Here is a 13,636-nt window from a genome sequence, read left to right on the forward strand (position 1 = left end):
TTCGGCTGAGGCGGCCCGCAGCGCTGAGGTCCGGCCTCACCGGTTCTCCTTCGCCAGGAGCTCGCGTCGTCGGCGGGTCCGGTAGGAGTCACCGGTCAAGGCAAGGACCTCAGCGTGGTGGACCAGACGGTCGATCATCGCGGCCGCGACGGCGTCGTGGGAGAAGCTCTCTAGACTGGGATGTACGGCCTCTCTTCGTATCGACCACGGCCGGGGCCCGGGGCCCCCGCCCTGGCCCGGAAGAAGTCGATTAGGGATATCTGGTCCCGTCCGACCGGAGCGGTGGCGGAGCCGGGAGGCAGGCATGGAGTACTACGACCTCGGCAGCCACAACCGACCCGTGACGACCTCGTCCGGCGAGGCCCAGACGTGGTTCGACCGAGGGCTGGCATGGACGTACGGGTTCAATCACGAGGAGGCCGTTCGCTGTTTTGAAGCCGCCGCCGCGGCCGACCCCGGCTGCGCCATGGCGTACTGGGGCATCGCCTACGCGCTCGGCCCCAACTACAACAAGCCGTGGGAGTTCTTCGACGAGCAGGATCTCGCGGGGACCGTCGAACGAACGCACGCCGCTGTCGAACGCGCCCATGACAGGGCCGCCACCGCCACACCCGTCGAACGCGCCCTGATCGAGGCGTTGCGTGCCCGCTACCCGCAGGCAAAGGCCGTGGGCGACTGCTCGGTATGGAACGCGCCGTACGCCGACAGCATGCGCGCCGTCTACGAACTCGCCCCCGACGACTCCGACGTCGCCACGCTCTATGCCGACGCGCTGATGAACCTCACCCCCTGGAAGCTGTGGGACCTGCGCACCGGCAGACCGGCCGACGGCGCCCGCACCCTGGAGGCGAAGGCTGTCCTCGACCGGGCGATCGCCACGCCCGCGGGCGCGGAGCACCCCGGCATCCTGCACATGTACATCCACCTGATGGAGATGTCCCCCACCCCCGAGGCGGCCCTACCGGTCGCCGACCGCTTGCGCGGCCTGGTGCCCGACGCCGGTCACCTTCAGCACATGCCCTCGCACCTGGACGTGCTGTGCGGCGACTACCGTCGCGTGGTGTCCGACAACAGCGCGGCGATCATCGCCGATGAGAAGTTCCACGCGCGGGCCGGGGCGATGAACTTCTACACCCTGTACCGGTCGCACAACTACCACTTCAAGATCTACGGCGCCATGTACCTCGGCCAGGCCCGGACAGCCCTCGAGACCGTCGCCCAGCTCGAGGCGTCGATCCCGGAGCAACTGCTGCGGGTGCAGACTCCGCCCATGGCCGACTGGCTGGAAGCCTTCCTCGCCATGCGGGTCCACGCCCTGATCCGCTTCGGCCGCTGGGCCGACATCCTGCGCACGCCCATGCCCGCCGACCCGGACCTCTACAGTGTGACCACGGCCATGCTCCACTACGCCCGCGGTGTCGCCCTCTCGGCAACCGGCCGGATCGCCGAGGCCGAGACCGAACGCGGTCTGTTCCACGAGGCGGTCACCCGTGTACAGGCGACGCGCATGCTGTTCAACAACTCGTGCGCCGACATCCTCGCGATCGCCTCCGCGATGCTCGACGGTGAACTCGAGTACCGCAAGGGCGACTACGACGCCGCCTTCGCCGCGCTCGAGCGGTCGATCGACCTGGACGACAACCTCCCTTACGACGAGCCGTGGGGATGGATGCAGCCGACCCGGCACGCCTACGGGGCACTGCTCCTGGAACGGGGACGCGTCGCGGATGCCGAAGCCGTCTACCGGGCCGATCTCGGGCTCGACGAAACCCTCCCCCGCGCGCTGCAGCACCCCGGCAACGTCTGGTCGTTGCACGGACTTCACGAATGTCTGGTCCGTTCGGGCAAGACCGGGGAGGCGCAGATCGTGGCCCAGCAACTGAAGATCGCCGCCGCGATGGCAGATGTACCGATCGAGGCGTCCTGCTTCTGCCGCCGGGACGTCGTGCCGGACACCGTTGGCACGCGCGACTGCTGCCCGACGGACTGCTGAACGATCAGCGGTGGGCGCCGGACGAGCCGTGGGAGTCGGGCCGGCGGACGGTGCCCGAGGCGCCGACCCGGCCGCGAGGCGGCGGCCGGCACCGACACGGCGACCGGGAGGTACCGGCCGCGATCGTGTTCGTCGCAACGCCGGGTCGTACCTGGCACCAGTTGCCGCCCGCCTCGCTGAAGGGAGGTCACGAGCAGGCCCGTCTGCCGCCGCACAGCATGGTGCTGGACCTGGGCTCCTACCTTGAGTGGGATCGGGCCGAGGTGGTGGAGAACGCACGTGCTTCCGGCTGCTACGACGCTGTCCGCCGGCCGCTGGTGATCTCCGATCCGGAGCGGCCGGACGTCGTTCATCAGCTGACCGCAGCGGGGGTGACCCGCATCGGGCTCGGCTGTCGAGTGGTCGCCTTCGACTTCTCGGGGCACGGCGAAAGCGCTGGCAAACCAAGCCAGTTGGGTCTGCTGCGACGGTTCGAGCCAGGCCGCCGCGGTGATCGACGCTACGTGCTTCCGTAGCAGGGCGAAGCCGGCATGCCCGAACGTCTGGCGCTTGAGCATCTTGATCCGGTTGAAACGCCCCTCAGAGCGGCGGGAGCTGGAACAGTTCGTATTGGTCGATCATTTGGAATCCCATGCGCCGGTAGACCCCGGCGCCCTGGTTGCTGGCCTGGAGAGTTCCGGTCCGCAGACCGCGTTCCCGTCCGGCTCGCAGGGCCGCGGAGGTCAGGGCTGATCCGATGCCCCGGTGGCGATGTGCTTCAGCGGTGGTGACCACGTAGATGCCTGCGACGCCGTGTGCGTCGAGCATGAGGGCGGTGCCCACGGGCTGTCCTTGGAAGCGTCCTGTGAAGCGGACGAGGTCTGGGGTGTCGGGCCGTGCGGCCTCGCACTGCACGATGCTGTCCAGCAGGTGGGAAGCGAAGCCGAAGGAGGAGCTGTACACGCGCACCCATTCAGTCAGCGAGTCCATGGTGTCGACGGTTTGTATGTCCAGGGACGGAGGACCGCTGATGTCGGGGACCCGGTCTGTGTCGACGGCCATGATCGGCATCGAGCCGGCCCGAGTTGCACCGAAGTCGACGAGCCTGTTACGGACCTCGGTGGAGCTGTCCGGGCCGACCCACCACATCCACGGCACTCCTGCCAGGACGTGTGCGCCGTGCTCGATCCATGGGTCGATCGGGGTGCTGCTGTGCAGGCGCAGTACCCCGTTGAGCGAGGGGTGGGGCAGCCCGCTGCGGTAGTAGGTCAGGCAGTCGTCCTGCCGGTCCTGTGCACCCCAGCCCAGCCAGTAGTCCCGGCAGTTGGCCAGCAGCGGGTGAAGGTACGGTGCTGCGCTTGCTTTCATGTCACTCACCTGTGGGATGTGGTGGATGCCCGTCGTCGCTCGCGCCGGGGCCCCTGTGGCGGGCTGCTCGGGTGCGGTTTCATCGAGGTATGTCGATGCCTGGCGGGTGCGGGCCTGTTCTGTGCTGGCGGCGGGACCTCGGGGTGTCATCGGGCGGGGTGGATCCCGGTCGGGCGATTCCGGTTGAGCCGTGCGGGGGTTACGGGCGTCGCGGGATGGCCTGTTCGGCCCAGACGAGTTTGCCGACGGGAGTGTGACGGGTGCCCCAGCGGCGGGCCAGTTGCGCGACGAGGAAGAGCCCGCGGCCGCTTTCGTCGTAGGGCTGAGCGTGGTGCAGGCGTGGTGCGGTGGTGCTGGCGTCAGTGACCTCGCAGACCAGTGCCTGATGGCGGATCAGGTGCAGGCGGATGGGCCCTTTGGCATGGAGGACGGCGTTGGTGACCAGTTCGCTGACGATGAGCTCGGTGGTCGGCACCAGTTTCTCCAGTCCCCAACGTGCCAGCTGCCGGGTTGCCAGAGAACGTGCTGTTCCCGCGGAGGCTGTGTCGGCAGGCAGTTCCCATGAGGCGGTGTCGTGTGGGCCGAGTGAGCGGGTCCGGGCGAGGAGGAGCGTGACGTCGTCGGAGGGCCTTGTGGCCGGCATGGTGTCGATCAGGACGTGGGACAGTTCCTCCAGGGTGACGCCGGGCTGGGCGAGATGGGTGCTGAGGCGGTCGATGCCTTCGTCGATGTCGTGCCGGCGGTCCTCGATGAGGCCGTCGCTGAACAGGGCGATCACGCTCCCCTCGGGCAGTTCCAGCTCTGTGCTCTCGTACGGCAGCGTGGCCAGGCCCAGTGGTGGGCCGGCCGGGACGTCGGGGACGCTGACCTTGCCGTCGGGCCGGAGGATCGCCGGCGGGGGATGCCCGGCGCGGGCCGTGACGCAGGTGCGGGTGACCGGGTCGTATACGGCGTAGAGGCAGGTGGCGCCGACGGAGGACGCGGGCGGCTCCTCGGCGGGGTCTTCTTGTGCCAGGCGGCTGACCACCTCGTTGAGGTGGCTGAGCAGTTCGCCGGGGGGAAGGTCGAGTTCAGCCAGGGTCCGTACCGCCATGCGCAGGCGCCCCATGGTTGCGGCGGCGTCGAGGCCGTGTCCGACCACGTCTCCCACGACGAGGGCCACCCGGGCGCCGGGCAGAGGGATGACGTCGAACCAGTCGCCGCCGACGCCTCCCTCGGCGTCCGCGGGCAGATAGCGGGTGACCACGTCGAGGGCGGCCCCGCCCGTCACATGGCGGGGGAGCAGGCTGCGCTGGAGCGCCAGGGCGGCGGTGCGTTCGCGTGTGTACCGCCTGGCGTTGTCCAGGCTGAGCGCTGCCCGGCGGACGAGTTCCTCGGCCAGGAGCAGGTCCTCTTCGTCGAACGGTGCGGGGTTGTCGCTACGGACGAAGACCGCAACGCCCAGCAGGACACCGCGGGCGTGCATGGGCACGACCATCAGGGAGTGCATCCCGTAGGTGCGGATCTTCTCGGCCCGTGCCGGGTCCAGGTCCAGCCGCGCCCGTGTGGATCCGGCCAGGTCGGGTTCGAGCAGGGAGCAGCCGGAGGACAGGACCTGGGTGAACGGTGACGTCTCGGCGACGTAGACCGCCTCCCCTCGGTCCCAGAGCGACTCCGGCGCGCCCGGGCGAACCGAGGCCAGCCCGGCGCGCCGGAAGACGGGTATCCGCCCGCCCGTCGGGCCGAGCCGGTCCAGGGGTTCCGCGCCGAGCCGTACCGCCTCGGTCAGTTCCACCGTCACGTAGTCCGCCAGAAACGGCACGGCGAAGTCCGCCAGTTCCTGACCCGTGCGCATGACGTCCAGCGTGGTGCCGATGGTGGTGGCGGCGTCGCTGAGCAGGGCCAGGCGCCGCCCGGTCCACCGCCGGCCGGCCGGGTCCTGGACCAGGGAGCACACACCCAGTGGCCGGCCGTCGGTGTCGTCGAGCCGGAAGAAGGAGACCGTAAGGGCACGCTCCGGGCGCCCGTCGCGCACAGCCGGTACGCGGTACTCCCGGCCGATCACCGGAGCGCCGTCGGCCAGGACCTGCTGCATCACCGTTTCCAGTGCGTCGGCGTCACCGCGCAGCGCCTGCGAGGGCCGTCGTCCCTGTCGTCGCGGGGCGGGGATGCCGTCCTGGCGTCCCAGTGCGGCGTTGACCCAGACGCAGTGCAGGTCGGTGTCCCAGACCGCCAGTCCCACTCCGGGGCGGCTCACCAGGGATTCCAGGGTTGCTCTGCCTGCCGTGGACGCGGTGCGCAGGATGCCGTCCAGGCCGGCCGGTATCCGTGCGGTCATGCCGGTTCCTTCCGGTTGGTTCGTGAGTTTCGTGAGTGAGGGAGTCCATGGGCGTCCATGGGCACCGTTCGGGGGCCGTGTGCCCGGCGGGCATGGTGCAGGGCTTCCCGCCGCACCCGAGAGCCCGCCTCAATCCGGTTTCGAGCCATGGGCCGACCGAGTGCCGCGCTGGGCGGGTGTGTCGTACCCGGTGGTGGGCAGCGGAGTGGGGGGCGAAGACGCGGTCGGGGTCGTAGTGTTTCTTGGCCGCCAGAAAGCCGCCCGGTGTGGGGGCCGTAGGCGTGAGCGGCCTGGTCGTGGGCGTCGGGTCCGAGGAGTTGGGCATAGCCGCCGGGGAGCGCGTGGGGCGCAAGGGCGGCGGAGGTGGCGTCCGCCCAGGCACGGTGGTGGGAGGCGCGCCTGTCGCCGGGTGCCCAGACCGCCACGATCTCGACGACGAAGTGGTCATGCCGCAGGCCGAAGGCGGTCGACTCCAGGGGCACGCGGGTGGCCGCCCCATGGAAGTGGTGGACGGCGATCCCGGTCAGGGGCGAGGTCCTGGTGGCCGCGGCTTCGGCCAGTCCGGCGGTGGCGCCAGGAGTGAAGCGGGTGAGGGTCCGGGTGGCGATGGCGTAGTGGCGTCCGGCGGGAGCCCACTGCTCGTTCAGGCGCAGCATCTGTGCCAGGGGCATGGGCGCTGTCTGTGTCGACAGGGGCGATCCGAGCCGCTGGAGCGGGCTGATGGCCGCTTCGCCGTGGTCCGTGCTGCCGCTCCAGACGGGTGCGGGGAAGAGAGCGGGGCTGCCGTCCGGGCCCGAGACGAGTCCGCTCTGGACGGTCAGCTCGTCCGGTGCGGCGGCGAGGAAGGCGTTCAGGCGTTCCCAGACACGTGCTGCGCGGGGCAGCGGATAGGTGATCAGCCCGGCCACGAGGCGGGGCACAGGGTGCAGCCGGATCCGCAGGGAGGTGACCGCGCCGAAGTTGCCGCCTCCGCCGCGCAGTGCCCAGTACAGCTCCGGTTCGCGGTCGGGATCGGCGGTGACGAGGCGCCCGTCGGCGAGGACGACGTCGGCGGCCAGGAGGTTGTCCAGGGCCAGACCGGCGCGCCCGTTGAGGGGTCCGTAGCCTCCGGCGAGCGTCAGCCCGGTCATGCCGACGCCGGCGACCGTCCCGGTGGCGGGGCACAGCCCGTACGGGGCGGTGGCCGTGACCACGTCCCCGGCGGTGGCGCCGCCCTGCACGATGGCGGTGCGCCTGCGGGGGTCGATGACGACCTGCCGCATCGAGGACAGGTCGACGACCAGGCCGCCGGGGCAGAGCGATCGCCCGGCCCAGTCGTGTCCGCCGCCGCGTACCGACAGGGGCGGCCCATTGCCGCGTGCGGCGAGAACCGCTGCCTGCACCTGGGCCGGGGTCCGGGGGCGCACGATCAGCGCGGGCCGGTGCCGTACGGCTCCGTTCCACAGCCGGATGCCCTGTTGGTAGCCGGGGCCGTCGGTAAGAACCTGTTCCGGGTCCAGTTGTGTCAGCAGTTCCCTGACGGCGCCGCGCACCGGGGTGGGGTTCTGCATGGTTGTCTCCTTGAATCCGACGGAGAGGGGGAGCCATGAGCGGGGAGAGGACCTGCCCGAGCCAGTCCGCCGGGGGGATGGTTGAGCAGGCGCGCGGCGTAAGCCGGGACAACAGGCCGGTGGGACGAGGGTTACTTCGCGATCCGGGTGGACGGCATTGCCGTAGCGGCCCGGGTCTCACCCGCGACCGTGTGCACGGTGACCGGCGGCAAGCAGGGGCTGCTGCGCCGTACACTCATCGACGCGTGGCCTGTGGCATCGGTTGGCGAGGAGGCCCGTAGGCGCATCGAGGCGCTCGACGACGCCGCGCAGATGGTTTGCGGTCCGTCGCCGCGCTCATCCGGAGCATGCGGCGGGACCACGACGACACCACGCACGTGGTGATCGCGTCCGCACACCACGCCGAGACCGGGCCGAGGTCCTCGCCACGGCGACCGCCCGCCGCCGCGCGGGTGAGGCGCTCGTCCCTGGCGTCGCGCCGGCCTGGGCCGCGTCCTGCGGGACGGCCTCGACGCCGACAGGGCTGTGGACACCCTCTGGTTCTTTTCGGCTGCTGCGGCCTCTTCACCCTCGTCGAGGACAACGTCGTGGACCTGTGACGAAGCCATGCTGTGCGGCGCGAGCCGCCGACGGCGCTGCCCCGGGCACGACCGCCGCCTTCACCTCACCGGGTGTCCGCCGCGCGCGGCCGGTCGAGGAACTCGTTGACGCGCGCCGCGAAGAGCTGTGCGTACTGGAAGAGGAAACCGTGCCCGGAGTCCGGGTAGATCACCAACTCGGCGCCGGGGAGCAGCTGGGACATGATGAAGGAGTTGACCGTGGGGATCATGACGTCGTCGTTGCCGTTGGCGACGAGCACAGGCAGGGTCAGGTGTCCCAGCGAGTCGTACGCGCCGTCGCCATCGGCCGATGACCAGTGTGCGATCGCGTCGATCTGCCGCTCGTAGGACTCGGCCGGGACCTCCGGCTCGCGCTGCGGCCGCTGGTGCGTGCGTTCCCACACCTCCTCGGCGGCGCGCGAACCTGCCGCGGACCGGGTGAAGAACAGCGCCCGCAGTGCAGCCTGGTCCATGGCAGGTGCCGACCTCAAGGGCGCCACCTGGGGCTTGGAGGGCAGGATGCCCTCGCCGGCGCCCGGACCCGTCCCGGCCAGGACCAGGCGCCTGACCAGCTCGGGATGGGTCAGAGTCAGCCGTTGGGCGACGTATCCGCCCAGAGAGAAACCCAGGAGGTCGACGGGCGGGTCGCCGACCGCGGCGATGAAGGTGGCCGCTGCGTCCGCCATCTCGGTGATCGTGCCGGGTGTACGGCCTTCCGATCTTCCGACTCCGGCGTTGTCGAACAGGATGACGGGCCGCGCCTCGGCGAGGGCGTCGACGAACAGCGGGTCCCAGTCGTCCATCGTGCCGCGGAACCGGCTCAGCAGGACCAGAGGAACGCCGTCCTGGCGGCCGAAGCGGCGATAGGCGAAGCGTGTGCCGTTCAGTTTCGTGAACAGGTCCGGCGCCGCGAGTGAGGGCGAGGTCATCACGCCGTCCTTTCGTGAGGTGGTCGGTACATGCACTGTCGGCCGCGCGGCCTCCCGTTGTACGCCTCAGTCGGCATTTCCGTACCGCCTGAGCAAAGAACCACCCCATATGCGAATATACGGGATTAGACGGAACCCTTTTCCGTGGGCGGCAGTGGCGGTCATGGCACGGGCCCACGCCCCGGAGCATCGGGCCCGGGCGCTGGGGGGCGGACTGAAGGAGCGGGGTGATGTCGACACTCGCAAAGGCCGGTCGCGTGCTGGACCTGTTCACCCAGGCAGCTCCAGAGTGGGGAGTCAGCGATGTCGCTGCCGCGCTGGGCATGCCCAGGTCCACCGCCCATTCCCTGCTCACCGGACTCACGGAGGCCGGACTGCTGCAGGTCCGCCGTCGGGGCCGATACGAACTCGGCTGGCGCGCCTTCGAACTGGGGGAGGTGCAGCGCACGTCGTCGGCCCTGATCAGCGCCGCGCACCCCGTCATGGAGGCCGCGGCCCGCCGGCTCGGCGAGACCGTCTGTGTTGCGGTATTCCTGCGCGGCAGCGTGCTGTTCATCGACAAGGTCGTGGGCGAGGCCCCCCTGTCGGTCCTCGGACCGCGGGTGGGCACGCGCTACGAGGCCCACGCCTTCCCCTCGGGCAGGCTCCTGCTCGCCGCCCGCCCGCCGGCACAGGCCGAGCGGCAACTGCGCGCGCAGCCGCTGCGCACCCTCACCACTCGTGCTCTGGTCGACGTCGATGACCTGATGCGGCAATTGGAAGAAATCCGGAATACCGGAATTTCCTTCGACTATGGGGAATCCACCACGGACGTCGGAAGTGTGGCCGCAGGCATTCACGGCCCTCGCACGGAGATAGTCGCCTCCCTCAGCATCAGTGCCCCGATGCGCCGATTCACCCGGCACGAGTCGGCTCTCGTCGTCGCGGTACGGGGAGCGGCGACGCAGGTGGCGGAGCGGCTACGTGCCGCGGAGCACCCTGCCAGGCGATAAACACACCGCCGCGGCAAGAACGGCCGACGCCGGCGCAGGCGAAGGACGCAGCGCCGCACACCGGCTCAGGCGTCCTGGTACGAGCCGCTCTCCACGTAACGCTGCGTTTTCCGCAATGCCGGAAAGGCGCCCGCTCGCCGCCTCTGCGCTCCACCGACTCGCTTTCCGTTTCACCGCGCACCCCTCTACCTTTGGTTCAAAATGCGAACTTACTATTCAAGGGGGCGACATGCCCGATTCGTTTCGACACAGTCTCGGCACCCCCACAGGCGGTGCCTCGACGGCCCCTCCCGACACGGCCTGGCCCCGGACCGACGCCACCGTCCACATCGACCGCTCCTGGTCGTCCTGGTACGGCGCCCACAGCGGATACGTGGCCGCCCTGGCGCTCACTGCCATGCACGACTGCCTCGCCGGACGGACCGGGCACCCCGTTCCGGTCCGCACCGTGGGCGCGCACTTCCTGGCCCCGGTGGACGAGGACCCTCTGCGCTTCGCGCCCCGGGTCCTGCGCGAAGGCCGCCGCACATCGATGTCCTCGGTCATCGCGCTGCAGGGCGGTGCGCCGGTCCTGACGGGTTCCGCGGTGTTCGGACGGAGCGGCAGCGGCCCCGCCTACACCGACCTTCCCGTGCCTCCCGTACCGAACCCCGTGGACTGTCCGTCGTTCACCCTCCCGCGTGACCTGGCGCTCTTCGCGTCCCACCTGGAGATCCACCCGGCCACAGACGCCCGCCCGCTCGGCGGCGGAGAGCGCGCCGAGCTCCTGGCGTGGATACGCTTCGCCGACCACAGACCGCTGGAGGCTCGGACACTGGTGGTCCTCGCCGATGCCCTGCCGCCCGCGCTCTTCGCCCTGTGGACCGCGCCGCGGCCGGTACCCACGGTCGAACTGACCGTGCACTTCACCGACGCACTGGACGCCCGCCCCGCCCAGGACTGGGCGCTTGTACGCATCCGCACCGAGCATGCCGGCAGCGACTGGGCCATTGAGAACAGCGCCATCTGGTCCACCGACGGCCGATTGCTCGCCCTCGCCCGCCAGGCACGCGCCATCCGTGAGAAGTTCGGAGCCCCGCGTGCGGGCTGACCCCGTCCAAGCGTGGATTTTGCCTTGACAAGTTCCGAGCGCATACCTGGTCGTCCAGGACCACCGCCGCGGGTTCTCCTCGCCGACGCGGGAGTGTTCCGCTGATCCAGCTGCGCTGCACCAAGACGCCCTTGGTGCAGCTCACGCACCGTTTCCGCGACCGGGGCGAGGGCTGCGGCATCGACCGCGTCGAGCTGCTCGAGGAGACATCCGCGGGCGTCGGTCTCGGTGCTCGGCGTATGCAGACTCGTGATCGGCACCCGCCGGACCAGCTCCACCAGCAGCCGGCGTGCCCTTTCCAGTCCGGCCGTGGGGAACTCCGCCTGGAGCCTGTCCACGAGCACGCCCGCACGGATCGGCCCCCGAGCCACAGGGAGGACCGCGCGCAGCGGCTCGGTCAGGGCCAGGGACGCCTCGACCGCGCGAGTCCGATCGTCCCGTACGTCGGGCTGGAAGGGCACACACCGGCAAACAAGCCGAAAGGCGTCGCCCGCCCGATGCTGGCGGCGTATCAGACAGCGCGCCACGGACAGCGCCGCGCGGCCGCGCGCAGGAGAGCGGCTGTGCCAGTTCGGAACGCCGTGGGCGGAACAGCGACCAACTACCTCCAGAGCGTGAAAGGAACGGCCGGCTGATGCCGCCGTGCCCGGGGCACCGGCCGCGTCGTCAGGCGGCCAGGACGTTATCGCCTGCGGTGGTATACGTCAGCATGGGTCCGAGTCGGGCGTCGGGGTCCTCTCGCGGCTGGTTCCCTTCGAACGCCCCAGTTCCTTGATGAGCCGGTAGTCCAATTCCCTGGCCCATTTCCGGGTGAGGAAGGAGACGATCTCCTCGCGTTCGTCGACGACTTCGGCGCGGTTGCGCCAGCGGCTGTCGACGGTGTAGGCGAGGGCCACACGCTCGGGGTCCCGGTTGTTCCACGCGTCGTCGGCGAGGCGGAACTTCTCGATCGGATTCCGGGAACCCTCGGTCACGGCCCGAGTCGCGAGACGACGCGGCGCTGTCAGGGGACGAGGACGATCCGGCCGCGGACACTGCCCTTGGCCATCGCCTCGTATGCATCGGCGGCTTCGTCGAGCGGCGCGACGGAGTGGACGCGAGCCGGCAGTTCTCCCGTCGCCACCCGTGCGAGCAAGCCGGCGAGAAGCGCTCCGTCGGGATGTGCGACCAGGACCTCGACCGCGACGCCGCGCTCCTCGGGGAGCCGCGAGGCCGGTTGGACGCCGACGAAACGGCCATCGTCGCGTACGGCCCGAAGGGCATGCTCCTGCAGGGCTCCGGCGTCGGCAACGGCGTCCCAGCCGTGCCCGGGTTCGGTGGCGAAGTCGACGCCGATGCCCCGGACGAACGGCTCGTCGGCCGCTCGGGCCATCCCGGTCACCTGCCAGCCGCGGTCCTGGGCGAGTACGGCGACGTGCGCCCCCACCGCACCGGCCGCGCCGGTCACCAGCAGGCGCCGAGCCTTGCTCGGCGCCTCACCGAGGAGGTTCACGAGCTGGGCTGCGGCGGTGGCGTTGAGCGGCACCGTCGCCGCCTCGACCAGGTCCATGCTCTCGGGGACGACGGCGGCATTGGCGGCGGCGACGACGAGGTGCTCGGCATGGGATCCGTGGTCGCGGTCGAAACCGTCGATGAACCCGGCAACACGGGTGCCCACGGGCAGCCCGACGCCGGGTCCGGCCGCATCGACAGTGCCTGCGAAGTCCCAGCCGAGACCGGTGTGGTCCGGCTGGTGGACCAGTCCGAGCCGGTGAAAGACGCCGTCGGCCACGCCGACGTCGACGGGGTTGATCGCCGCGGCGGCAATCTTGACGCGGATCTCCGCCGGCCCCGGCTCGGCCAGGGGGACGTCGACGATCTCGATCGAGCGGGGCCCGGACGGAACGCGGACCACGGCCCGCCGGGATGTCGCCTGACTCATGTCATCTGCTCCTTGGTGAACGTCTTGCGAGGTGGTCCTGCACTTGCTGTGGTGCAGCACCACCATGGGATACTTACTTTCCAGGGGAAAGTAGGCACTTTGAAGTGCGTAAGTCACCGAGCCGGAGGTGGGTCATGCCGACCAGCACCGCGTCGCAGCGGCGGGCCGAAGCCAAAGCGGAGTACGACGCATTCCTCGCGGAATGTCCCAGCCGCCAGCTCCTGGAGCGGATCTCCGACAAGTGGGTCGCCCTCGTGCTTGCCGCTCTGGGCGGGGACGGCCCGCGCCCCGGGGCTGCCTCCGGCGACGAACCGCGGCCCATGCGCTACTCCGAGCTGTCACGCCGGATCTCGGGCGTGAGCCAGAAGATGCTGACGCAGACGTTGCGTTCACTCGAGCGCGACGGGATGGTGACCAGAACCGTGACCCCCACGGTGCCCGTCACCGTCACCTATGAGCTGACCGATCTCGGTTGCTCGCTCCAGGGAGTCATGCGGGGAATCAAGGAGTGGGCGGAGGGCCACATGGCGGAGGTCCTCACCCATCGCAACGGCTACGACCGCAGGCAGAGCGGCGCTGCCGACTGACGGTCGCTCTTCCCCGATGGGTGCTGCCCGTCACGAGCCCGGTCGGAGTCGTTCCGCGGCCTGGACGCCAGTGTCGTAGTGGCCGGGCTTCGCCGGCGATCTTCACTCGCTCGCCGGCCGGCTCGCGGTGCACCTCGAGGTGCGGGCACGGCCGTGACCGGCTCCAGAGCGTGCTGACACACCCGGCTGGAGGAGCCGGCGGGCCCAGTAGCGTCAGCCGCCGCGCCACACTCCGCCACACTCCTGCGGGCGGCGGTCCACACGGCCTTCGGCGTGGCCCGCCGGGTGTCGGCCGGGGACACACGCCCGCA

The 13,636-nt window shown here is 70.5% G+C and carries 11 protein-coding genes and 2 pseudogenes; 5 read left to right on the plus strand and 8 right to left on the minus strand.

All coding sequences use genetic code 11. From position 1 onward, the window contains the following. Nucleotides 1-36: 36 nt before the first annotated feature. Nucleotides 37-306, minus strand: a complete 270-nt coding sequence (locus IE318_RS46570; RefSeq protein ID WP_373311288.1) for an ATP-binding protein — start codon at nt 304-306, stop codon at nt 37-39. Between IE318_RS46570 and IE318_RS27325 the strand changes: the two genes are divergently transcribed. Together IE318_RS27325 and IE318_RS27330 are read left to right on the plus strand one after the other, a co-directional pair. Continuing rightward, nucleotides 305-1,993 (plus strand): tetratricopeptide repeat protein, encoded by a 1,689-nt coding sequence (locus tag IE318_RS27325; protein ID WP_189904547.1) that lies wholly within the window; start codon nt 305-307, stop codon nt 1,991-1,993. The genes IE318_RS46570 and IE318_RS27325 overlap by 2 nt on opposite strands. A gap of 125 nt (nt 1,994-2,118) precedes the next feature. Then, the gene (locus IE318_RS27330) at nt 2,119-2,508 is read left to right on the plus strand and encodes a hypothetical protein (protein ID WP_189904549.1); all 390 of its coding nucleotides are present in this window, start codon (nt 2,119-2,121) and stop codon (nt 2,506-2,508) included. 64 nt (nt 2,509-2,572) lie between these two features. On the opposite strand, the gene IE318_RS27335 is transcribed toward IE318_RS27330, so the two are convergent. The 4 genes from IE318_RS27335 to IE318_RS27350 all read right to left on the minus strand — a co-directional run bounded on the left by IE318_RS27335 (nt 2,573) and on the right by IE318_RS27350 (nt 8,735). Continuing rightward, nucleotides 2,573-3,490 (minus strand): GNAT family N-acetyltransferase, encoded by a 918-nt coding sequence (locus IE318_RS27335; RefSeq protein WP_444546218.1) that lies wholly within the window; start codon nt 3,488-3,490, stop codon nt 2,573-2,575. A gap of 49 nt (nt 3,491-3,539) precedes the next feature. Beyond that, a complete protein-coding gene (locus IE318_RS27340) occupies nt 3,540-5,657 on the minus strand; it encodes a SpoIIE family protein phosphatase (protein ID WP_189904553.1) in 2,118 nt (705 codons plus the stop codon). Continuing rightward, complete coding sequence (locus tag IE318_RS27345; RefSeq protein ID WP_229903773.1) at nt 5,654-7,207, minus strand: FAD-binding oxidoreductase; 1,554 nt, start codon at nt 7,205-7,207, stop codon at nt 5,654-5,656. Before IE318_RS27345 ends, IE318_RS27340 begins: the two co-directional genes overlap by 4 nt. Before the next feature lie 664 nt (nt 7,208-7,871). Beyond that, nucleotides 7,872-8,735 carry an alpha/beta fold hydrolase gene (locus tag IE318_RS27350; protein ID WP_189904555.1) on the minus strand — a complete coding sequence of 288 codons (864 nt, stop codon included), beginning with the start codon at nt 8,733-8,735 and terminating at the stop codon, nt 7,872-7,874. Nucleotides 8,736-8,965: 230 nt separating this feature from the next. Here IE318_RS27350 and IE318_RS27355 point away from each other — a divergent pair, with 230 nt between their 5' ends. Together IE318_RS27355 and IE318_RS27360 are read left to right on the plus strand one after the other, a co-directional pair. Continuing rightward, complete coding sequence (locus IE318_RS27355; RefSeq protein WP_189904556.1) at nt 8,966-9,727, plus strand: IclR family transcriptional regulator; 762 nt, start codon at nt 8,966-8,968, stop codon at nt 9,725-9,727. A 229-nt stretch (nt 9,728-9,956) separates the two neighbouring features. Next, nucleotides 9,957-10,817, plus strand: a complete 861-nt coding sequence (locus IE318_RS27360) for an acyl-CoA thioesterase (RefSeq protein WP_189904559.1) — start codon at nt 9,957-9,959, stop codon at nt 10,815-10,817. 119 nt (nt 10,818-10,936) lie between these two features. Here IE318_RS27360 and IE318_RS27365 read toward each other — a convergent pair. The 3 genes and pseudogenes from IE318_RS27365 to IE318_RS27375 all read right to left on the minus strand — a co-directional run. Further along, a pseudogene (locus IE318_RS27365) lies at nt 10,937-11,278 on the minus strand (lantibiotic dehydratase); the annotation flags it as partial. Nucleotides 11,279-11,561: 283 nt separating this feature from the next. Next, a pseudogene (locus IE318_RS27370) lies at nt 11,562-11,791 on the minus strand (DUF1348 family protein); the annotation flags it as partial. Between the two features lie 29 nt (nt 11,792-11,820). Beyond that, nucleotides 11,821-12,738: a zinc-binding dehydrogenase gene (locus IE318_RS27375; RefSeq protein WP_189904561.1), complete on the minus strand. Its 918-nt coding sequence runs from the start codon at nt 12,736-12,738 to the stop codon at nt 11,821-11,823. A 134-nt stretch (nt 12,739-12,872) separates the two neighbouring features. Here IE318_RS27375 and IE318_RS27380 point away from each other — a divergent pair, with 134 nt between their 5' ends. Further along, on the plus strand, nt 12,873-13,325 hold the full coding sequence (locus IE318_RS27380) for a winged helix-turn-helix transcriptional regulator (RefSeq protein ID WP_030175515.1): 453 nt from the start codon (nt 12,873-12,875) through the stop codon (nt 13,323-13,325). Nucleotides 13,326-13,636 lie beyond the last annotated feature (311 nt).

Origin of the sequence: Streptomyces spiralis (assembly GCF_014654675.1) — a bacterium.
Taxonomy (GTDB): domain Bacteria; phylum Actinomycetota; class Actinomycetes; order Streptomycetales; family Streptomycetaceae; genus Streptomyces; species Streptomyces spiralis.